Source organism: Bosea sp. 29B (genome assembly GCF_902506165.1).
Taxonomy (GTDB): Bacteria; Pseudomonadota; Alphaproteobacteria; order Rhizobiales; family Beijerinckiaceae; genus Allobosea.
In genome coordinates this window covers 482400-502034 of the sequence record NZ_LR733817.1, presented here as the reverse complement: position 1 = coordinate 502034, position 19635 = coordinate 482400, and the positions used below count along the sequence as shown (strand labels likewise).

Sequence of the window (19635 nt, the reverse complement as noted above, 5' to 3'; positions counted from 1 at the left end):
ACCCGAGAATCTCATGACGAGAAGGCACTGATCAGAGCCTCTTTAGGCCTGAGATGCTCGGGTCAAGCTCGAGCATGACGCGCGTCTTTCACCCCAGCGCCGCAGCCGTCGCCTTCGCGCCCTTCTGGAACAGGCTGCCGAGATGCCCGGCCACGGCCTGCGTGAAGCGTTGCTCGCGCGGCAGGTCGTCGCCGAAGATCGCGCCGATGCCGAAAAGCGCTTCGCTCAGCGCCGCCGCATTGCGGCCGGCTGTCTTGGCGCGGGTCGCGAATTCGGCGGCGAGCGGATCGCGCACGTCGATCGCGGCGCCCGTCTCGTCGGTGCCGGTGACGTAGGACATCCAGGCGGCGACGCCGAGCGCGAGATGGTCGATCGGTGCGCCAGCCTTCAGGCGCTCGCGGATGGTGCCGAGCAGGCGCTGCGGCAGTTTCTGCGAGCCGTCCATGGCGATCTGCCAGGTGCGGTGCCTGATCGCCGGATTCTGGAAACGGGCGAGCAGGTCGCCGGCATAGGTCCTGAGGTCGACGCCCTGCGGGGCCGGCACGGCCGGGATGATCTCGGACCAGAGGCCTTGCAGGAAGCGCGCGAAGACCGGATCACGGCTGGCGTCGGCGACCGTCTCATGACCGGCGAGATAGCCGAGATAGGCCAGGCTCGAATGCGCACCGTTGAGCATGCGCAGCTTCATGAACTCGAAGGGCGCGACCTCCGAGACCATCTGCGCGCCGACCGCGTCCCAGCGCGGCCGGCCGGCGGCGAAGACGTCCTCGACCGCCCATTGCCGGAAGGGCTCGCCGATCACCGGGGCTGCGTCGTCGAGGCCGAGGAGCCCTGCGACCTCGGCGATATCCGCTTCGGTGGTTGCAGGCACGATGCGGTCGACCATGGTCGAGGGGAAGGCGCCGTTGACTTCGATCCAGGCGGCGAGCTTGTCATCGCGCAGCGCGGCGAAATCGCGGACGAGGCCGGCCAGGACATGGCCGTTCGACGGGAGGTTGTCGCAGCAGAGCGCAGTGAACGGGCCGAGGCCCGCAGCCTTGCGGGCGGCGAGACCAGCGACGATCAGGCCGACGGCCGAGCGCGGCGCAGCCGGATTGGCGAGGTCGTGGACGATGTCGGGGTGATCCGCCTTGAGCCTGCCGGTCGCCGGATCGTGGCAATAGCCCTTCTCGGTGACCGTGAGCGAGACGATCTTCGTCTCGGGCGCAGCGAGCCTCGCCACCAGCGCCTGCGGGCTCTCGGGCGCGACGAGGACATCGAGCACCGAGCCGATCACGCGCAGCTCCGGGCCGGCGGGAGCGCGCTTCAGGAAGGTGTAGAGCCCGTCCTGCGGTTTCAGCCGGTCGCGCTGGTCGGGCCGCTGCAGGCTGGCGCCGACGATGCCCCAGGCGCCGAATTCCTTTTCCAGCGCATCGTCGGTGAACTCGCATAGATGGGCGCGGGTGAAGGCGCCGAGGCCGAGATGGACGATGCCGGGCCGGAGCTTGCTGCGGTCATAGCCCGGCCGCCTGACGGCGGCCGGGGGCGAAGCAAGGGTGGCGGAGGACAGACGGGTCAATGGAACAGCCTCGGCAGCCAGAGAGAGATGCCGGGGACATAGGTCACGAGCAAGAGCACGGCAACAGAGGCGCCGTAGAACGGCCAGATCGTGCGCATGGATTCGCCGATCGAGATGCGCCCGATGGCGCAGGCGACGAACTGCACCGAACCGACCGGCGGGGTGTTGAGGCCGATGCCGGCGTTGAGGATCAGGATCACGCCGAAATGCACGGGGTCGACGCTGAAGGCTTTCACCACCGGCAGGAAGATCGGAGTGCAGATGATGATCATCGGCGCCATGTCCATGAAGGTGCCGAGGACCAGCAGGATGATGTTGATCATCAGCAGGATGACGAGCGGGTTGTCGGAGACCGCCTTCATCGCTGCGATCGTCGCCTGCGGCACCTCGAGGAAGGCCATCAGCCAGCCGAACGAGCCGGCCGTGCCGATCACCAGCAGCACCATGGCGGTGGTGCGCACCGCACCGAGCGTCGCCTCGACGAAAGCCCTCCAGGTGAGTTGGCGATAGACCAGGATGGTGACGAGGATGGCATAGACCACCGCGACGCAGGAGGATTCCGTCGCGGTGAAAACGCCGGAGCGGACGCCGCCGAAGATGATGCCGATCAGCAGGATGCCGGGTGTGGCGACGACGACATAGCGGCCGACGGCGGCAAAGCCCGGAAAGGCCTCGCGCGGATAGCCGCGCTTCACGGCCACCGCCCAGGCGGCGAACATCAGCGAGCCGCAGAGCAGCAGGCCGGGAACGACGCCGGCGGTGAACAAGTCGGCGATCGAAATATTGCCGCCCGCCGAGAGCGAATAGATGATCATGTTGTGCGAGGGTGGGATCAGCAGCGCGATGATCGCCGCATTCGCCGTGACGTTGACGGCGTAGTCGGCGTCGTAGCCACGCTTCTTCATCTGCGGGATCATCAGGCCGCCGACGGCGGAGGCATCGGCCACGGCCGAGCCGGAAATGCCACCGAACAGCGTGCAGGTCACGACATTGACCTGGCCGAGACCGCCGCGCAGATGGCCGACCAGGCTTGACGCCATCTGGATCAGCCGCTCGGCGATGCCGCCGCGGATCATGAGGTCGCCGGCATAGATGAAGAACGGGATCGCCATCATGGCGAAGGCGTTCATGCCGGAATTCATCTGCTGGAAGACGACGACCGGCGGCAGGCCCATATAGGCGACGGTCGCGACCGAGGCGATGCCGAGGCAGAAGGCGACGGGAACGCCGATCAGCAGGAGCAGCGAAAAGACGCCGAAGAGAACCCAGAGTTCCATGTCTCAGACCTCCTGCTCAGAGCCGAAATGGCCGAAGCCGAGCGGGGCCTGCGTCTCGCCGGTGACAAAGAGCAGCATCTTCTCGAGCGCGAACAGGGCGATCAGCGCGCCACCGGCAGCGATCGGGACATAGTCCCAGCCGCGCGAGATGCCGATGATAGGCATGCGGTCGCTCCAGGTCCCGGCGGCGAGCTGGCTGCCATAGCCGAGCATCGCCAGGCCGAAGAGGCAGACCAGCCCTTCGCCAATGAGAACGAGCGCGGCGCGCAGGGGCGGCGGCGACATCGCAAGCCCGACCTCGAAGCCGAGATGGTCGCTCTCGCGCACGCCGACGGCAGCGCCGAGCAGGATGAACCAGGACATCAGGAAGAGCGAGCCGGCCTCGACCCAGATCGGCGTGTCGTTGAGGACATAGCGGCCGAACACGCCCCAAGCGACCATGATCGTCATCAGAACGAGGCCGGCGCCGGCGGTGAACAGGGCGAAGAGGCTGAGCTTGGCGCCGAGGCGCGTCAGAAGCGCGGTGAAGGCGTGCATGAGGATGTCCGAGAATGGATGTCGGTTGCTTATGCTCAGCCCTCATCCTGAGGAGCCGCGCAGCAGCGTCTCGAAGGATGGTTCCAGTGGTCTCTGGAGCATCCTGCGAGACGCGATCTGCGATCGCTCCTCAGGATGAGGGCTTCGAGAGAGTGGGACGGGGCGGCCCTAAAGCCGCCCCGCAGTTCGACTCACTTCACCGCCTGGATGGCGGCGACCATGTCCTTGAGCTTCGCGTCGGTGACGAACTTGTCGTAGACCGGCTTCATCGCGTCGATGAAGGGCTGCTTCTCGACCATGTTGACCTGGGCGCCGCCGGCTTTGACCTTGGCTTCCGAGGCCTTCTCGCGGGCGTCCCAGAGCTCGCGCATCTTGGCGACCGATTCCTTGGCGGCAGCCTTGATCAGCGCCTGGTCGGCGGCGTTGAACTTGTCGAAGCTCCTCTTCGACATCACCAGCACCTCCGGCGAGAGCGAGTGCTCGGTCACCGAATAGAACTTCGAGACCTCGAAATGCCGGGTCGATTCATAGGACGGCCAGTTGTTCTCGGCGCCGTCGATGACGCCGGTCTGCAGGGCTGAATAGACCTCGCCGAACGGCATCGGCGTGGCGTTGGCGCCGAGCGCCGAGACCAGCGCGACGAACATGTCGGACTGCTGCACGCGGATCTTCATGCCCTTCATGTCGGCCGGACTGTTGATGGCGCGCTTGGAATTATAGAACGAGCGCGAGCCGGAATCGTAGAAGGCGAGGCCGATCAGGTCGTGCTTCTCGAACTCCTTGAGCAGGTCGTCGCCGATCTTGCCGTCCATGACCTTCCGCATGTGCTCGACCGAGCGGAAGATGAAGGGCAAGGACGGCACGTTGGTCGCCGGGATCAGGTTGTTGAACGGCGCCATGTTGATGCGGTTGATGTCGATGACGCCGAAGCGCGTCTGGTCGATCGTGTCCTTCTCCTGGCCGAGCTGGGCCGAGTGGAAGACGTTGATCTTGATCCGCCCCTGGGTGCGCTCATCGAGCAGCTTGCTCATATGGCGGACGGCCTCGACCGTCGGATAGTCGGTCGGGTGGATGTCGGTCGAGCGCAGGGTGACGTTCTGCGCCTGTGCCGAAGTCGAAAGCAGCGCGGCGAAAGCGACGCCGGCGAGCGCGGAAAAACTCCGTCGATTGAGCATGGTGTTGTCCTCTCCCCAATAAAGTCGCCGGCTTATTCCGGTCGTTCTTGTCCCCTGACGGGAGCCGCGCCGGCACGGCCGGCGCGGCGATCTCTCACAAAAATTCCGTCCGCATCGGCGTGAAGGAATCGATCAACTGCCCGGCCTCGATGTTGACGACGCCATGGACGAGGTTCTCGGGCACGAAGAAGGTATCGCCGGCGACAAGCCGGCTGGTCTTGCCGTCGATGGTGACGTCGAAGACGCCACTCTCGACGTAAGAAGCCTGGCGGTGCGGATGCTGGTGCGCCTTGCCGATCGCGCCCTGTTCGAAGGCGACGCGCACCACCATCAGGTCCGGCCCATAGGCCATGATCTTGCGTTTCACGCCGGGCTCGGTCGGCTCCCAGGCGATCTCGGCGTCATGCTGGAAGAAGGAATTGAGACGGTCGGTCATGGTTGGCACGACCTTCTCCTTCCCCCCGCTTGCGGTGGGGAGGGCTGGGGTGGGGGGCAGTGCCGCTCGGCGCGACGATGACGGATGGCGCTTCGGCTTTCCGGCCCCCCATCCCTAACCCTTCCCCACCGCAAGCGGGGGGAAGAGGACAGGTTGCCGCTTCCTGCGATCGCTGGATTGCCCAGAAACATGCTCATCGCGCCAGCCAGCCTCCGTCGACGGGAATGATCGCGCCGTGGATATAGGCCGCGGCGTCGCTCGCCAGGAACACGGCCGCGCCGCCGATATCCGAGGGCTTGCCCCAGCGCCCAGCGGGAATCCGGGCGAGGATCGCGGCGTTGCGGTCACGGTCGGCGCGCAAGGCTTCCGTGTTGTTGCTCTCGACATAGCCGGGCGCGATCGCGTTGACGTTGATGCCCTTGGCCGCCCATTCGCAGGCGAGCAGCCGGGTCAGCCCGGCGAGCCCGCTCTTGCTCGCGGTGTAGGAGGCGACGCGGATGCCACCCTGGAAGGAGAGCAGCGAGGCGATGTTGACGATGCGCCCTGTCCGGCCGGCTGTGAGCGCCGCCTTGGCGAAGGCCTGGGCCAGGAAGAAATTGGCCTTGAGGTTGAGGTTCATCACCTCGTCCCAGTCGCTCTCGCTGAAATCGAGTGCATCGGCGCGGCGGATGATGCCGGCATTGTTGACGAGGATGTCGAGCGGGCCGGCCAGCGCCTGGGCCTGCTCGACGACGCGCGCGGCGATGCCCTCCTGCTGGAGGTCGGCCAGGAGCGGAAAGCAGATTCCGCTGGCCTCGGCGATCAGCTTCTCCGTCTCGGCCATGCTCGAGCGCCCGGCCGCGACGACCCTGGCGCCGGCCTGAGCCAACGCCAGCGCGATGCCCTGGCCGATGCCGGTATTGGCGCCGGTGACCAGTGCCGTGCGGCCGTCCAGCGAGAAGGGCGAGGCCGTCGCCATCAGCGCAGCGTCTCCACCGGCGCTGCGTCCATGTCGGTGAACTCGACATTGTCGCCGGCCATGGCCCAGACGAAGGAGTAGTTCGAGGTGCCACAGCCGCAATGGATCGACCAGTTCGGCGAGATCACCGCCTGCTCGTTGGCGACGAGGAGATGCCGGGTCTGCTGCGGCTCGCCCATGAAGTGGAAGACGCGGTGGGCCGGGTCGAGGTTGAAGTAGAGATAGGCCTCCATTCGCCGCGTATGGGTGTGGCAGGGCATGGAGTTCCAGACTGAGCCCGGTTCCAGCGCCGTCATGCCCATCACCAGCTGGTTGGTGCCGGTGCTGTTCGGCATGATGTATTGCCGGATGGTCCGCTTGTTCGAGGTCTCGGCCGAGCCGAGATGGATGGTGTTGGCGTCGTCCTTGCGGATGAGCTGGTGCTTGGCTTCGCGATGGGCCGGGGCGCTGGTCAAATAGAACTTGGCCGGGTTGGCCGGGTCGGCGCTGGCGAAGGACACCTCCTTCGCGCCGAGCCCGACATAGAGCGCATCGAGGCTGGGCAGCTCGAAGCGCTCGCCGTCGATGGTTACCGAGCCAGCGCCGCCGAGATTGATCACGCCGAGCTCGCGCCGCGCCAGGAAGAAGGGCGTGCCGGTCGGCGCGAACGGATCGAGCGTGAGGGGCTTGGCCGCCGGCGTCGCACCGCCGACGATCATGCGGTCGTAATGGCTATAGGTCAGCGCGATCTCGCCGGGCACGAAGATGCGCTCGATCAGGAAGTCCTGGCGCAGCGTCTCGGTGTCGTAGCCGCGGACATCACGCGGATGGGCGGCCTGGCGTTCGTCGATGGTCTTGGTGGCGCTGGTCACAGCCGGTAGGCCTCCTTGGCCAGGCGGTAGGCGAGATCGTGGGCGACTTCTGCGGCCTCGTCCTCGTCGAGACGGTGCTCGGCGACGAGCCTGGCGAGGTAGTGGCAGTCCATCCGGCGGGCGACGTCGTGGCGCGCCGGGATCGAGAGATAGGCGCGCGTGTCGTCGTTGAAGCCGACGGTGTTGTAGAAGCCGGCGGTCTCGGTGGTGAGCTCGCGGAAGCGCAGCATCGCCTCGGGCGCATCGAGGAACCACCAGCCCGGTCCGAGCTTCAACGCCGGATAATGGCCGGCGAGTGGGGCGAGCTCGCGCGAATAGCTGGTCTCGTCGAGGGTGAAGGCGATGACGGTGAGGTTCCGTTCGTTGCCGACCGCGTCGAGCAGTGGCTTAAGCGCCGAGACATAGTCCATGCCGCGCGGGATGTCGGAGCCCATGTCGCGGCCGAACTGCTCGAACAGATGCGGGTTGTGGTTGCGGTAGGAGCCGGGGTGGATCTGCAGGACGAGCCCGTCATCGAGGCTCATCTTGGCCATCTCGGTCAGCATCTGGCCGCGGAAGACATCCGCATCCTCGGCCGAGAACTTGCCCTTCAGGATTTTTGCGAACAGCTTTTCGCACTCGGCGGGTGTCAGGTTGGCGGTGCGGGCCGTGGCATGGCCATGGTCGGAGGAGGTCGCGCCACGCTCGATGAAATAGCCGCGGCGCTTGCGATGGGCTTCGAGATAGCCGTTCCAGCTCCCGACATCCTCGCCGGTCAGTTCGCCGAACTGCTCGAGGTTGTCCTTGAAGCCCTCGAATTCGGGATCGACGACGCTGTCGGGACGATAGGCGGTGACGACCTTGCCGCCCCAGCCGGACTCCCTGATCATGTCATGCCATTTCAGCGGATCGAGCGCGCCTTCGGTCGTCGCGATCGCCTCGATCTTGAAGCGCTCGAACAGCGCGCGCGGACGCATCGCGTCCTGCTCCAGTTGCTCGGCGATGCGATCATAAATGCGGTCGGCGCTCTCCGCGGAAAGGCGCTCGGTGATGCCGAATATCGAGAAGGCGGCGTGCTCGAACCAGAGTCTGGTCGGCGTGCCCCGGAACAGGTGCCAGTTGCTGGCGAAGAGCTGCCAGATCTTGCGCGGATCGCTCTCGACCTCGCCGCCATCCTTGCGGGCGATGCCGAGCTGCTCGAGCCTGATGCCCTGGGAATAGAGCATGCGGAAGATGTAGTGATCCGGCTTGACGAGCAGGGTCGCCGGATCGGGAAAGGGCTTGTTCTCGGCGAACCAGCGCGGATCGGTGTGGCCGTGCGGCGAGATGATCGGCAGGTCGCGGACGCCGGCATAGAGGCGGCGCGCAATGCCGCGCGTCACCGGTTCGGCAGGCAAAAGACGATCATCGTGCAGCAGCATTGCTGGCGTTTCCTCTGTCGGGCCGGACCATAGGGCCGGTGCTGGTGAGACGTCAATATACTAATATACTAGTATGCGCCGCCCGGCCGTGTTACGCCCTGATTGGCCGCGGAGCACGCAACGTGGTCCAATAAGGCAGTGATCATGGCCGGGATAGGACGATGTCGCAGGCGCTAGGGATAGGCGAGGCTGGCGGGACGCGCCGCGAGCGCAAGCCGCAGCGCCTCGCCGCGGCATCCGCAGGCCGCGCCACGGCCGCCTCCGTCGTGCAGGACGAGCTTCGGCGCGAGATCCTCGACATGGTGCTGCGGCCCGGCGTGGCGCTGTCAGAGAAGGATCTCACCACCCGCTTCGGCATCAGCCGCACGCCGGTGCGCGAGGCGCTGATTCGGCTGAAGGAAGAGGGGCTCGTCGAGATATTTCCACAGGCCGGCACCTTCGTCGCCCGTATCCCGGCGGGAGCGATCCCCGAGGCGGTGTTCATTCGCCAGGCGCTGGAATGCGCCACGGTCGAGGTGCTGGCACGGATGGCGAGCGCCGACGACATCGCCCGGCTCGATGCGACGATCGCCGTGCTGCACGAATCGCATGAGGCGAACGATCAGGAGCGCTTCCATCTCGCCGACGAGGAGTTCCACGAGGCGCTCGCCGACATCGCCGGCTATCCCGGCGTCTGGAAGCTGGCCCAAGCCGCGAAAAGTCAGATCGATCGCTGCCGGCGGATGACGCTGCCGGTGCCGGGGCGGATGGCGATGGTGATCCGCGAGCATCTCGCCATCGTCGACGAGATCAGGCGGCACGACGCCTCGGCCGCGGTCGTCGCGATGCGCCAGCATTTGGGCACGCTGTTGCCCGATCTCGTGCATCTCAAGGCGAGCTATCCGGACTATTTCGTCTGACAGGGCTGCGCGCTGGCGCTCTTGCCTCCTGCTTCGTTCCCGCGCCATCTTGCGCCGCCACATCAGGGAGGCGGACGATGACGACGCGGCGCGATCTTCTGGCGGGAGCGGGCCTCGCCGCGCTCGCAACCCAGCTTCCGCTTGCCGCGCTCGCGCAGGCGAAGGACGGCGTCACCATCGGGATGACGCTGGAGCCACCGACGCTCGATCCGACTTCGGGCGCAGCCCAGGCGATCCGCGAAGTCACGTTGCAGAACATCTTCGAAGGGCTGGTGGCGATGGACCGCACCGGCAAGCTCGGGCCGGCGCTGGCCGAGAGCTGGACGCTCGCGCCCGACGACCTCACCTACACCTTCAAGCTTCGGCCGGATGCGCGCTTCCATGACGGCACGCCGTTCTCTTCGCGCGACGTCAAATTCTCTTTCGAGCGCGCAGTGGCGCCCGATTCGACCAATGCCCAGCGTTGGATCTTCACGCCGATCGAGAGCATCGAGGCGCCCGATCCGGTCAGGCTGATCATCAAGCTGAAGCAGCCGACGGCGAACTTCGTCTACGGGCTCTCATGGGGCGATGCGGTCATCGTCTCGCCGGCAACCGCCGCCAACAACAAGACCGATCCGGTCGGCACTGGTCCGTTCAAATTCGCGCGCTGGAACCGCGGCGACCGGCTCGAACTGGCGCGCAACGACGAGTACTGGGGAGCCAAGCCCGCGCTCGCCAAGGCGACCTTCCGCTTCATCTCCGACCCGCAGGCGCAGGTCGCGGCGCTGCGCGCCGGCGACATCGACGCCTTCACCAATCTCTCGGCGCCTGAAGCAATCCCGCAGCTCAAGGCCGATCCCAAGCTCAAGGTCACGCTCGGCAAGACCGAGGGCGAGACCATCCTCGCCATCAACAACGCCAAGGCGCCGTTCAGCGATATCCGGGTGCGCCAGGCGATCTCGCATGTGCTCGACCGCAAGACGATCGCGCTCGGCATCTACGGCTTCGATCTCGACTATATCGGCAGCCATTTCTCGCCGCTGCATCCGGCCTATGTCGACCTGACCGGGACCTATCCGGTCGACCTCGCCAAGGCGAAGGCCCTGCTCGCGGCAGCCGGCTTCCCGAAGGGCTTCGAATGCACGTTGCGTTTGCCGCCGCCGGCCTATGCCAGGCGCGGCGGCGAGATCGTCGCGGCGCTGCTGGCGCAGATCGGGATCACCGCCAAGATCGAACCGCTGGAATTCCCGCAATGGCTGGAGCGGGTGTTCAAGGCGCGGGATTTCGACCTGACGATCATCTCGCACACCGAGCCGCTCGATATCGCCAACTACGCCCGTGACGACTACTACTTCCAGTACCGGAATCCCGAGTTCAAGGCGCTGATCGAAAAGATCGACCGCACCGTCGACGAGACCGAGCGCAACAAGCTCTATGGCGACGCCCAGCGCATGCTGGCGCGCGATGCGGTCAACGGCTTCCTGTTCATCCTGCCGAAGATCACGGTGACCAGGGCCAATCTGGAGGGCATGTGGACCGACTGGCCACTGCCGCTGACGCCGCTGGCGGAGGTACGCTGGCGCTGAGGCTCCCGCAATGACGGGCTATCTCCTGCGCCGGTTGCTGTCATTCGCCGCGACGCTGCTCGGCGCGGCGATCGTCATCTTTCTCGTGCTGGAGATCCTGCCGGGCGACCCGGCGGCGGTGACGCTCGGCCTCAATGCAGCGCCCGAAGCGCTAGCGGCGCTGCGGGCCGAGATGGGCCTCGACCAGCCGGCGCTGCTGCGCTTCTTCAATTGGATCGGCGGCCTCGTCACCGGCGATCTCGGCCTCAGCTACACCTATCGCGTGCCGGTGACGCAATTGATCGGTGAGCGCATGGTGGTGACACTGCCACTGGCCTCGATGGCGATCCTGCTGGCGTCCGCCATCGGCATCCCGCTCGGGGCGCTCGCTGCCGCCAATCACAACCGGGCCGGCGATGCCGCGGTGATGGTCTTCGCCCAGGCCGGACTCGCTATCCCGAATTTCTGGTTCGGCCTGCTGCTCGTGCTGGTCTTCGCGGTTGGCGCCGGCTGGCTGCCGGCCGGCGGCTTTCCGGGCTGGCAAGCCGGCTTCTGGCCGGCGCTCAAATCGCTCTTGCTGCCGGCCATCGCGCTTGCTCTGCCGCAGGCGGCGATCCTCGCCCGCGTCACCCGCTCGGCCATGCTGGAGACGATGCAGGAGGATTATGTCCGCACCGCCCGCGCCAAGGGGGTGAGCCGGCGGCGCACCATGCTGCGCCATGTGCTGCGCAATGCGCTGATCCCGGTCGTCACCGTGCTGGGCCTGCAATTCTCGGTGCTGCTGGCTGGTGCGATCATCATCGAGAACGTCTTCGCCTTGCCGGGGCTGGGGCGGCTCGTCTTCCAGTCGATCGCCCAGCATGACCTGATCGTGGTCAAGGATCTGGTGATGCTGTTCTCGGCGCTGGTCGTCTTCATCAACTTCGCGATCGAGCTGCTCTACGGGCTGATCGATCCGCGCCTGCGGCAGGCGACATGAGCGCCGTCGCGCCCCGTTCGCGTCCGCGGCGCTGGTGGGCCGGGCCGTCCTTCCTGGCCGGCCTGCTGCTGGGCGGGCTCGTCGTCGCGATGGCGCTGATCTCCTATGTCTGGACGCCCTACGAGCCGACCCAGATGGCGATCCTGAAACGCTTGCGCCCGCCCTCGGCCGAGCACTGGTTCGGCACCGACCAGTTCGGCCGCGACGTGTTCTCGATGATCATGGTCGGCGCCCGCAATTCGCTGGCAGTGGGCTTAGGGGCGGTCGGGCTCGGCCTGACCGTCGGCAGCGCGCTCGGGCTGATCGCCGCGATCAGGCGTGACGGGCTGCTCGACAATCTGATCATGCGCATGGCCGATTTCAGCCATGCCTTCCCGGCCGTGCTCTCGGCGATCATGATCAGCGCGGTCTGGGGCCCCGGCATGATGAATGCCGTGATCGCGATCGCGCTCTTCAGCCTGCCCTATTTTGCCAGGCTCGCACGGGGAGCGGCGCTGCAATGCTGGGCGCTCGACTATGTGCTGGCGGCGCGCGCAGCCGGGCTGACCGAGATGGCGATCACCCGCCAGCACGTCCTACCCAATATCGCCGGCGTGCTGGTGGTGCAGGCGACGATCCAGTTCGCGCTTGCCATCCTCGCTGAAGCAGGACTGTCCTATCTCGGGCTGGGCACGCAGCCGCCGGCTCCCTCCTGGGGCAGGATGCTCAACGAGGCGCAGACCTTCATGGCGGCGCAGCCCTGGCTCGCGATCTTCCCGGGCGCGGCGATCGCGCTTTCGGTGCTGGCCTTCAATTTGCTGGGCGATGGCCTGCGCGATGCGGTCGATCCGCGCATGCGCCGTTCGCGCGATTGATCTCACCATGCTTGCGGAGTCCTAGTCATGATCGAATTCGCCGATCTCAGCGCCGTCGACATGCTCCGAGCCTTCCGCTCGCGCGAGCTCTCGCCGGTCGAGGTCACCGCTGCCGTGATCCAGCGCATCGAGCTCTGGGAGCCGTCGCTCAAGGCGCTCTATGCCTATGACCCGCAGGGCGCCCGCGTCGCCGCCAAGGAAAGCGAGGGCCGCTGGCGTCGCGGCGAGGCGCTGCCGCTCGACGGCGTGCCCTGCACGATCAAGGAGAACATCGCGACCAGGGGCACGCCTGTACCGCTTGGCACGGCGGCGATGGAGCTTTCCCCCGCCGCAGCCGATGCGCCGCCGGCGCAGCGATTGCGCGAGGCCGGCTGCGTCATCCTCGCCAAGACGACGATGCCCGATTACGGCATGCTCTCGTCGGGCCTGTCGAGCTTCCACGAACTGGCGCGCAACCCTTTCGACCTCTCGAAGAACCCGGGCGGATCATCGGCCGGGGCAGGAGCTGCCGGTGCGGCCGGCTACGGTCCTTTTCATGTCGGCACCGATATCGGCGGCTCGATCCGCCTGCCGGCTGGCTGGTGCGGGCTCGTCGGCCTGAAGCCGAGCTTCGGCCGCGTGCCGATCGACCCGACCTATTACGGCCGCGTCGCCGGGCCGATGACGCGCACCGTCGCCGACGCAGCTTTGATGATGCGCGAGCTCTCCAAGCCGGACGAGCGCGATCCGATGAGCCTGCCGCCGCAGGAGATCGCCTGGAACGAGCTCGAGCGCGAGCCGCGCGGGCTCAGGATCGGATTGCAGCTGGAAGCTGGCATCGGCCTGCCGGTCGAGCCTGAGGTGAGGGCGGCGATCGCCAAGGCGGCCGATGCCTTCCGCAAAGTCGGCGCGATCGTTGAATTGGCTCCGCCCTTCCTGACGCAGGACATGCTCGACGGTCTCGACGATTTCTGGCGCCAGCGCGCCTGGGCCGAGATCGGCGCGCTGCCGCGCGAACGCCAGGACAAGGTGCTGCCTTATATCTACGCCTGGGCCGAGCGCGGCCGTTCGCTCTCCGGCGCGCAGGTGCATCGCGGCATGAGCCAGATGCTGGCGATCCGGCATGCGGCGCTGAAAGCGGCACAGCCCTTCGACTATGTGCTCTCGCCGGTCTCACCGGTGCCGAGCTTTGCCGCCGAACTGGCCTCGCCGATACACGATCCCGAGCGGCCGTTCGAGCACATCGTCTTCACGGTAGCGGCCAACATGTCGGACCAGCCGGCGGTCTCGGTGCATGCCGGCATGACCGCATCCGGCCTGCCGATCGGCCTGCAGATCACCGGCAAGCGCTTCGATGATCTCGGCGTGTTGCAGATGGCGCGGGCGTGGGAGCGGCTGCGCGGGCAGGGGCCGGAGTGGCCGCGTGTGCCGCGGGCTGAAGCGTCATTGCGAGCGTAGCGAAGCAATCCAGGAGCGGCCGAGCGCCAAGTCCTTCTGGATTGCTTCGTCGCTGCGCTCCTCGCAATGACGGCTTGCGCTACTTCTTCTTCCCGGCTGTGTTCAGCGCCATGGCAGCGTGGATCAGCGCTGCCAGCGCCGCTTCGTCGATCGCAGCGCCCTCGTGGATGTCGATTGCGCGCCTCGTGTTGCCTTCGAGGCTGGAATTGAACAGGCCAGTGGGATCGGGCAGCGAAGCGCCCTTGGCGAAGGTCAGCTTGACCGCGCCCTTATAGGTCTCGCCGGTGCAGATGATGCCGGCATGCTCCCAGACCGGGACGCCGCGCCATTTCCAGGTTTCCTCAACCTCGGGATCGGCTTGCTTGATGATGGCGCGGACCTTGGCGAGCGCGGCTCCGCGCCAGTCGGTCAGTTCCGCGATCCGGGCGTCGATCTGCTCGGAGGCCGAGATTGCATCCCCGGCCTTGTCGTTCGTCTGCTTCATGGGGCCGATATCCTCGTCGTCACATCTTTTCGCCGGGCAAGGCGGCGGCCTGCGTCACCCAAGCGGTGAACTGCGCCTCGTCGAGCTCGTCATTCTCGCGGATGTCGAGATAGCGCACCTCCTTCTGCTTGGAGGGGCCGGGCGGGACGGGATCGAGCCCGGCGCCGCGGAAGAAGGCGACCTTCACATATCTGGCGAAGACATGGATGCCGAGGAACCAGTAATCGTCCTCCATGCCGTAGAGCGGCGAGTTCCACTTCACCGCCTTCCTGACGCCGGGGACAGCGGCGCTGATCAGCGCGTCGAGCCGGGCGCCGAGCGAACTCTTCCAGCCCGGCATGGCAGCGATGTAGGCCTGTACCGGTGCTTCGCCATAACCCTTGGCGATCTGCGGATTGCCGCCCGAGAGCAGGACGGGTTGCCCATCTTCGGCTTTCGGCCTCGCTGCCGCCTTCGAGGTCTTTCCGGCCATTATACTTCTCCTAGCCGCCAGCTCGCCGTGCGCCGCGCGCGCCAGCGAGGTAGGGCAGAGCGAACATGTAGAGGCCGGAGAACATCAGCAGGAACAGCGGCGGCAGCGGGGAGTAGACGATCCAGGCCGGCGGCTGCCCCAGCGCCATGGCGGCGAAATTGGCGATGACGGTCGCGGTGAAAATGAGGGCGAGCCAGCGATGGCCCTGCCGGATAACGTCGTTCCAGGTCAACGAAACCTCCTTACTGAGATGAAAGCCGGAGCGAGTGTTCACGCTTCGCGTGCGAGCAGTTCTTCCAGTTTGCCCAGGAACTCCTGCCAGCCGGCCCTGGCGCCGCCGAAGGCCTGCTTCTGCTCGGGCCGGAAGCCGGCCTGCTCCATGCGCAGCAATGTGCCTTTGGGCGTCGGGGTCAGGGTGAAGGTCACCGTGCTCTTCAGGTTGAAGGCCGGATCGTCATGGGCGAAGTCCCATGTGTAGGACAGTGTCCGGTTCGGCTCGATGTCGAGGACCTCGCAGTCGAGCACGCCGCCCCATTCGCCGCGCAGGTTGAAGCGATGGCCGACGACCGGGGCGAAATCGTTCATCATCAGCCATTCCGCGATCAAATGCGGCTGGGTCAGGGCACGCCAGAGCTTCTCCGGCGGATGGGCGATCTCGCGTTCGACAGTGACGGAGCGGGTCTGCGTGGCGGTGGTCATTGATCCATCCTTGCGAGCAAATTTTCGAGGTCGTCGAACCGCGCCTCCCAGAACCCGGCCATCTGGCTGGTCCAGTCGATCAGCGGACTGAGGGCGCCGAGCTGGGCGCTGTAATGGGTCTGACGGCCTGCCTGCCTGTCACGCACCAGGCCGGCCTGCTTCAAGACGCCGAGATGCTTGGAGACGGCGGGCTGGGAGACGCCGGCCTGCGCGGTCAGCGCCCCGACCGTCAGCTCGCCGTCGCGGCACAGGCGCTCGAAGATGGCGCGCCGGGTCGGGTCGGCGAGCGTCCTGAACAGCATGTCGTGGGCGTCTGACATCACAATCGATAACCCGTTGGCTATGAGTTAATTCATAACCACAGAGATATGAGTTGGTCAAGCACCCTTCGCAAACGAACCGGGGGAGGGGTTTTACAGGCGCGCTGGACCGGGGCGGATGGCTCGCGCAGGATGCCTTACGAAAGCGCAGGGAATGTCGCTGTCGGCGCCCCTGCGACCCTGCCTTCGAGGAACTCACCATGGATTTGATGCTGAACGGCAAGCGCGCTCTGGTCACGGGCGGCAGCAAGGGGATCGGCCGTGCCATTGCCCGGCAATTGGCGCTGGAGGGCGTCGACGTCGTGATTGCTGCGCGCAATCAGGCGGAGCTCGACGCTGCCGCGGCCGAGCTGGCGCAGGAGACCGGCCGCAAGATCGTCGGCCTCGCCGTCGACACCCAGGACGATGTCTCGGTGAAGGCCGTCGTCGCCGGCACCATCGCGGCGCTGGGCGGGCTCGATATCCTCGTCAATGCTGCGGCCAAGCCCGGTGGCCAGGCGACGCCGCCCAAGCTCGCCGAGATCACCGACGCGCTGTTCTTCGACGACGTCAACGTCAAGGTGATGGGCTATCTCAGGATGGCCCGCGAGGCGGCGCCGGTGATGGCGGCGGGTGGCTGGGGCCGGATCATCAATATCAGCGGGCTGGCGGTGCGCCTGACCGGTTCGACCATCGGCTCGATCCGCAATGTCGCGGTGGCGGCGCTGACCAAGAACCTCGCCGACGAGCTCGGCCCGCAGGGCATCAACGTCACTGTGGTGCATCCCGGCACGACGCGCACGGAGAAGACGCCGGGCGTGGTCGCGGCACGGGTGGCGGCGTCAGGGTTGGCGCCCGAAGAGGTCGAGCGCCGCATGGCCGCCAATGTCACGATCGGCCGGCTGGTCGACATGGCCGAGGTCGCCGACATCGTCGCCTTCCTGGCCTCGCCGCGCAGCGTCGCGATCAATGGCGACGCGATCGCTTGCGGCGGCGGCTCGAAGGGCGCGATCCACTACTGAGCGGTCGCGCTTCGCCTGGCTAGAACAGCGCGGTCGGCGCGACCTCGGCGATGATCATCAGCGCGAGCCCGAGCGCGCCGAGGCCGACGCCGGTCCAGGCGAGCAGGGCGACGCCGGTGATGATCGCTGCGGAGGAGACGACGATCGCGATCTGCAGCAGACCCGAGACGATGTCGTATTTGTCGTCGCGGGCGCTGGAGATGTCACGCTTGGCTTCGGCCGCCTTGGCGCGGGCGATCAGCTCCTTGCGGCCCTCATTGGTCTCCGGCTCGGATTCGTAGCGGGCGATCGTTGCCTTCCAGCCATCGATGCGTTTCTGCAGGCGCTCGCGCACGGCGGGGTCGCTCGCCCCAGCAAGTTCCACCTCCATCGCGTCGGCGGCAGTGCGCAGCGTCGTGCCGCGGATCGTCTTGGCCTGGAAGAAGGCCCAGAGATTGGAGGCTTCGATGTTCTTCGCCAGCGCGTCCTGCTCAGCGTTCTTGCCGCCGATCTCGGAGAAGGCGAGCAAGAGCGCGAGAATGCCGATCAAGAGCGCGATGCGCTTGTTGATCTTGCTGGTCGGCTGGTTTTCTTCGGTGACGTCTGGTGCAGCTGAGGCCACGAACTGATTCCCCCGGAAAGGCCCTGCGTGATGGCCGGGCCGGGTGACGGAATCAAGACGATTTTACGGAAGGTAAGCGGGCTATCCCCGAGCGCGTGGGTGGGCGGAATCATAAGCCGCCAGCAGGCGGACTGAATCGATGCGGGTGTAGATCTGCGTCGTCGAGAGCGAGGCGTGGCCGAGCAGCTCCTGGATGGCACGTAGGTCCCCGCCGCGTCCGAGCAGATGGGTGGCGAAGGAATGGCGTAGTGCGTGCGGTGTCGCGCTGCCCGGCAGTCCGAGCGAGCCGCGCAGCCCCTCCACCGCGAGCTGGATGATCCGCGGCGAGAGCGGCCCGCCTTTCACGCCGACGAAGAGCGGCCCCTCCGGCGCCAGTCGCCACGGGCATTGCGCGAGATAACCGGCGATCGACTCGACCACCACCGGCAGCACCGGCACCATCCGGGTCTTGCCGCCCTTGCCGAGCACGGTCAGCGCGTCGGCGGTGCTCACGGGAGCTTGCGATCGCTTGAGACCGAGTGCCTCGGAAATGCGCAGGCCGCTGCCATAGAGCAGTGACAACACGGCGGCATCGCGAGCGAGCACCCAGTCGGGCCGCTCCTCGCCGGCGCGGCTGTCGGCCTTGGTCACCGCGGCGGCGGCCTTGGCGTCGAGCGGGCGCGGCAGGCCCTTGCCTAGGCGCGGTCCTCGCGTCGCGGCGAAGGCGGCGGCGGTCAGCCGGCCGCTGCGCTCGCCGAAGCGGGCAAGCGAGCGCAGCGCCGCGAGCTGGCGCATCAAGGTACGGTTGCCGACGCCGTCGCGGCGGCGATAGCCGAGGAAGGCGCGCAGATCCGCTGGTTTCAGGGCCGCGACCGCCTTCAGCGACGGCGGCGCATCGAGATGGTGGGTGAGGAAGGTCGCGAACTGGTCGATGTCGCGGCCATAGGCCTCGAGCGTCTTCGGCGAGAGCCGGCGCTCATGGCCAAGATGGGCGAGCCAGTCGCGCCGCAGGGTGTCGAAATCGCTCATCATGCGATCTTGCCGCGCGAGGCTTAACAACCGTTGTCCGGCGCGATCATGGCCTGCTATGAACCCTGCAGACATTGTTCAGGGCTGACCAAATTGCACGCACCCGATCCGCACGGCCTGACCTTCCCCTTTCCCGAGCCGCCGGCGCCTGGCCAGCTGATCGAGGTCGCCCCCGGCATCTTCTGGGTGAGGATCGCGCTGCCGTTCCGGCTCGATCACGTCAATATCTACCTGATCGAGGATGGCGACGGCTTCGCGGTGATCGACACCGGCATCGGCGACGAGGCGACCAAGCAGGCCTGGCTCGCGCTGATGGCGGGCGCGCTCGCCGGCAAGCGGCTGACCCGGCTCTTCGTCACGCATTTCCATCCCGACCATATCGGTCTCGCCGGCTGGCTCTGCGAGCGCTTCGGCACACCGCTCCTGACCAGCCAGACCGGCTATCTCGGCTGCCTCAACATCTCGCTCAGCCCGGGTGCGTCCGAGGCGCCGGTCTACAAGCAGTTCTATCAGCGCCACGGCCTTTCGGCCGAGGTGACGCAGGTCGTCTCGACTTTGGGCCATGGCTATCTCCGGCAGGTCACGCCGCTGCCGCCGACCTTCACCCGCGTCGTCGCCGGCGACGTCCTGCGCATCGGTGGGCGTGACTTCTTCGTGCTGGCGGGGGATGGCCATGCGCCGGAGCAATTGATGTTCCATTGCCCGGAGGCGAACGTCTTCCTGGCGGCCGACCAGGTCCTCGCCAAGATCACGCCGAACATCAGCGTCTGGGCGGTGGATGCGGAAGGTGATCCGCTCGGCCTCTATCTGCGTTCGCTACGCGCGCTGCCGCAGGCGATCCCGCCGGGGACGCTGGTCCTGCCCGGGCACCAATTGCCGTTCTATGGATTGCAGGAGCGCTGCGCCGCGCTCAGCGCCCATCACGCCGAGCGCTGCCGGCTGATCGCGGGCGCAGTCGCCAAGGGGCCGCATTCGGTCGCAGAGCTGGTGCCGGTGATGTTCACGCGGCCGCTCGACCCGCACCAGCTCTCCTTCGCCTTCAGCGAGGTCTTCGCGCATGTGAACGCGATGCTGCGGCTCGGCGAACTGCGCTGGGCCGAGCCGCAGGGCGAGACCATGAAGGTGATGGCGGCCGGCTGAGG

Annotated in this window: 22 protein-coding genes; 7 read left to right on the top strand and 15 right to left on the bottom strand. The window is 66.8% G+C overall.

Annotation, left to right across the window (positions count from 1 at the left end; all coding sequences use genetic code 11):
* Window positions 1-88: 88 nt before the first annotated feature.
* From GV161_RS02575 to uxaC, 8 genes are all read right to left on the bottom strand, one after another.
* Window positions 89-1558 carry a mannitol dehydrogenase family protein gene (locus GV161_RS02575; protein ID WP_152011994.1) on the bottom strand — a complete coding sequence of 490 codons (1470 nt, stop codon included), beginning with the start codon at window positions 1556-1558 and terminating at the stop codon, window positions 89-91.
* Entirely contained in the window at window positions 1555-2835 is a 1281-nt protein-coding gene (locus GV161_RS02570) for a TRAP transporter large permease (RefSeq protein WP_152011995.1), read from the bottom strand. The genes GV161_RS02575 and GV161_RS02570 overlap by 4 nt, the downstream gene beginning before the upstream one ends.
* Before the next feature lie 3 nt (window positions 2836-2838).
* Window positions 2839-3372: a TRAP transporter small permease gene (locus GV161_RS02565; RefSeq protein WP_152011996.1), complete on the bottom strand. Its 534-nt coding sequence runs from the start codon at window positions 3370-3372 to the stop codon at window positions 2839-2841.
* 191 nt (window positions 3373-3563) lie between these two features.
* Window positions 3564-4547, bottom strand: a complete 984-nt coding sequence (locus tag GV161_RS02560; RefSeq protein WP_152011997.1) for a TRAP transporter substrate-binding protein — start codon at window positions 4545-4547, stop codon at window positions 3564-3566.
* Between the two features lie 94 nt (window positions 4548-4641).
* The gene (locus tag GV161_RS02555) at window positions 4642-4983 is read right to left on the bottom strand and encodes a cupin domain-containing protein (RefSeq protein WP_152011998.1); all 342 of its coding nucleotides are present in this window, start codon (window positions 4981-4983) and stop codon (window positions 4642-4644) included.
* Window positions 4984-5176: 193 nt separating this feature from the next.
* Window positions 5177-5944: a 2-dehydro-3-deoxy-D-gluconate 5-dehydrogenase KduD gene (gene kduD, locus GV161_RS02550; RefSeq protein ID WP_152012455.1), complete on the bottom strand. Its 768-nt coding sequence runs from the start codon at window positions 5942-5944 to the stop codon at window positions 5177-5179.
* Complete coding sequence (gene kduI / locus GV161_RS02545; RefSeq protein ID WP_244623861.1) at window positions 5941-6792, bottom strand: 5-dehydro-4-deoxy-D-glucuronate isomerase; 852 nt, start codon at window positions 6790-6792, stop codon at window positions 5941-5943. Before kduI ends, kduD begins: the two co-directional genes overlap by 4 nt.
* Window positions 6789-8192, bottom strand: a complete 1404-nt coding sequence (gene uxaC, locus GV161_RS02540) for a glucuronate isomerase (protein WP_152011999.1) — start codon at window positions 8190-8192, stop codon at window positions 6789-6791. The genes kduI and uxaC overlap by 4 nt, the downstream gene beginning before the upstream one ends.
* Before the next feature lie 161 nt (window positions 8193-8353).
* Between uxaC and GV161_RS02535 the strand changes: the two genes are divergently transcribed.
* The 5 genes from GV161_RS02535 to GV161_RS02515 all read left to right on the top strand — a co-directional run bounded on the left by GV161_RS02535 (window position 8354) and on the right by GV161_RS02515 (window position 13908).
* On the top strand, window positions 8354-9091 hold the full coding sequence (locus tag GV161_RS02535) for a GntR family transcriptional regulator (RefSeq protein WP_152012000.1): 738 nt from the start codon (window positions 8354-8356) through the stop codon (window positions 9089-9091).
* Between the two features lie 182 nt (window positions 9092-9273).
* Window positions 9274-10659, top strand: coding sequence for an ABC transporter substrate-binding protein (locus GV161_RS02530; protein WP_244623906.1), 1386 nt, complete (start codon window positions 9274-9276; stop codon window positions 10657-10659).
* 10 nt (window positions 10660-10669) lie between these two features.
* Window positions 10670-11617 (top strand): ABC transporter permease, encoded by a 948-nt coding sequence (locus GV161_RS02525; RefSeq protein ID WP_152012002.1) that lies wholly within the window; start codon window positions 10670-10672, stop codon window positions 11615-11617.
* Window positions 11614-12471: an ABC transporter permease gene (locus GV161_RS02520; RefSeq protein WP_152012003.1), complete on the top strand. Its 858-nt coding sequence runs from the start codon at window positions 11614-11616 to the stop codon at window positions 12469-12471. The genes GV161_RS02525 and GV161_RS02520 overlap by 4 nt, the downstream gene beginning before the upstream one ends.
* A 27-nt stretch (window positions 12472-12498) precedes the next feature.
* Window positions 12499-13908 carry an amidase gene (locus GV161_RS02515; protein WP_152012004.1) on the top strand — a complete coding sequence of 470 codons (1410 nt, stop codon included), beginning with the start codon at window positions 12499-12501 and terminating at the stop codon, window positions 13906-13908.
* 79 nt (window positions 13909-13987) lie between these two features.
* Here the strand turns inward: GV161_RS02515 and GV161_RS02510 are convergent, their stop codons facing one another.
* Genes GV161_RS02510 through GV161_RS02490 form a run of 5 tightly spaced genes read right to left on the bottom strand, consistent with a single transcriptional unit; the run spans window position 13988 to window position 15883 of the window.
* Window positions 13988-14392, bottom strand: coding sequence for a DUF1801 domain-containing protein (locus tag GV161_RS02510; protein WP_152012005.1), 405 nt, complete (start codon window positions 14390-14392; stop codon window positions 13988-13990).
* Between the two features lie 19 nt (window positions 14393-14411).
* Window positions 14412-14864, bottom strand: coding sequence for a DUF1801 domain-containing protein (locus GV161_RS02505; protein ID WP_152012006.1), 453 nt, complete (start codon window positions 14862-14864; stop codon window positions 14412-14414).
* 10 nt (window positions 14865-14874) lie between these two features.
* Window positions 14875-15096, bottom strand: coding sequence for a hypothetical protein (locus GV161_RS02500; RefSeq protein WP_152012007.1), 222 nt, complete (start codon window positions 15094-15096; stop codon window positions 14875-14877).
* A 38-nt stretch (window positions 15097-15134) separates the two neighbouring features.
* Window positions 15135-15563: an SRPBCC domain-containing protein gene (locus GV161_RS02495; protein ID WP_152012008.1), complete on the bottom strand. Its 429-nt coding sequence runs from the start codon at window positions 15561-15563 to the stop codon at window positions 15135-15137.
* Window positions 15560-15883 carry a metalloregulator ArsR/SmtB family transcription factor gene (locus GV161_RS02490; protein ID WP_110488509.1) on the bottom strand — a complete coding sequence of 108 codons (324 nt, stop codon included), beginning with the start codon at window positions 15881-15883 and terminating at the stop codon, window positions 15560-15562. The genes GV161_RS02495 and GV161_RS02490 overlap by 4 nt, the downstream gene beginning before the upstream one ends.
* Before the next feature lie 200 nt (window positions 15884-16083).
* Here GV161_RS02490 and GV161_RS02485 point away from each other — a divergent pair, with 200 nt between their 5' ends.
* Window positions 16084-16884, top strand: a complete 801-nt coding sequence (locus tag GV161_RS02485) for an SDR family oxidoreductase (RefSeq protein WP_152012009.1) — start codon at window positions 16084-16086, stop codon at window positions 16882-16884.
* 19 nt (window positions 16885-16903) lie between these two features.
* Here the strand turns inward: GV161_RS02485 and GV161_RS02480 are convergent, their stop codons facing one another.
* Window positions 16904-17485: a DUF4337 domain-containing protein gene (locus tag GV161_RS02480; protein ID WP_244623862.1), complete on the bottom strand. Its 582-nt coding sequence runs from the start codon at window positions 17483-17485 to the stop codon at window positions 16904-16906.
* 81 nt (window positions 17486-17566) lie between these two features.
* Window positions 17567-18493 carry a tyrosine recombinase XerC gene (locus tag GV161_RS02475; protein ID WP_152012010.1) on the bottom strand — a complete coding sequence of 309 codons (927 nt, stop codon included), beginning with the start codon at window positions 18491-18493 and terminating at the stop codon, window positions 17567-17569.
* A 93-nt stretch (window positions 18494-18586) separates the two neighbouring features.
* Between GV161_RS02475 and GV161_RS02470 the strand changes: the two genes are divergently transcribed.
* The gene (locus GV161_RS02470; protein WP_244623864.1) at window positions 18587-19633 is read left to right on the top strand and encodes an MBL fold metallo-hydrolase; all 1047 of its coding nucleotides are present in this window, start codon (window positions 18587-18589) and stop codon (window positions 19631-19633) included.
* Window positions 19634-19635: the final 2 nt, after the last annotated feature.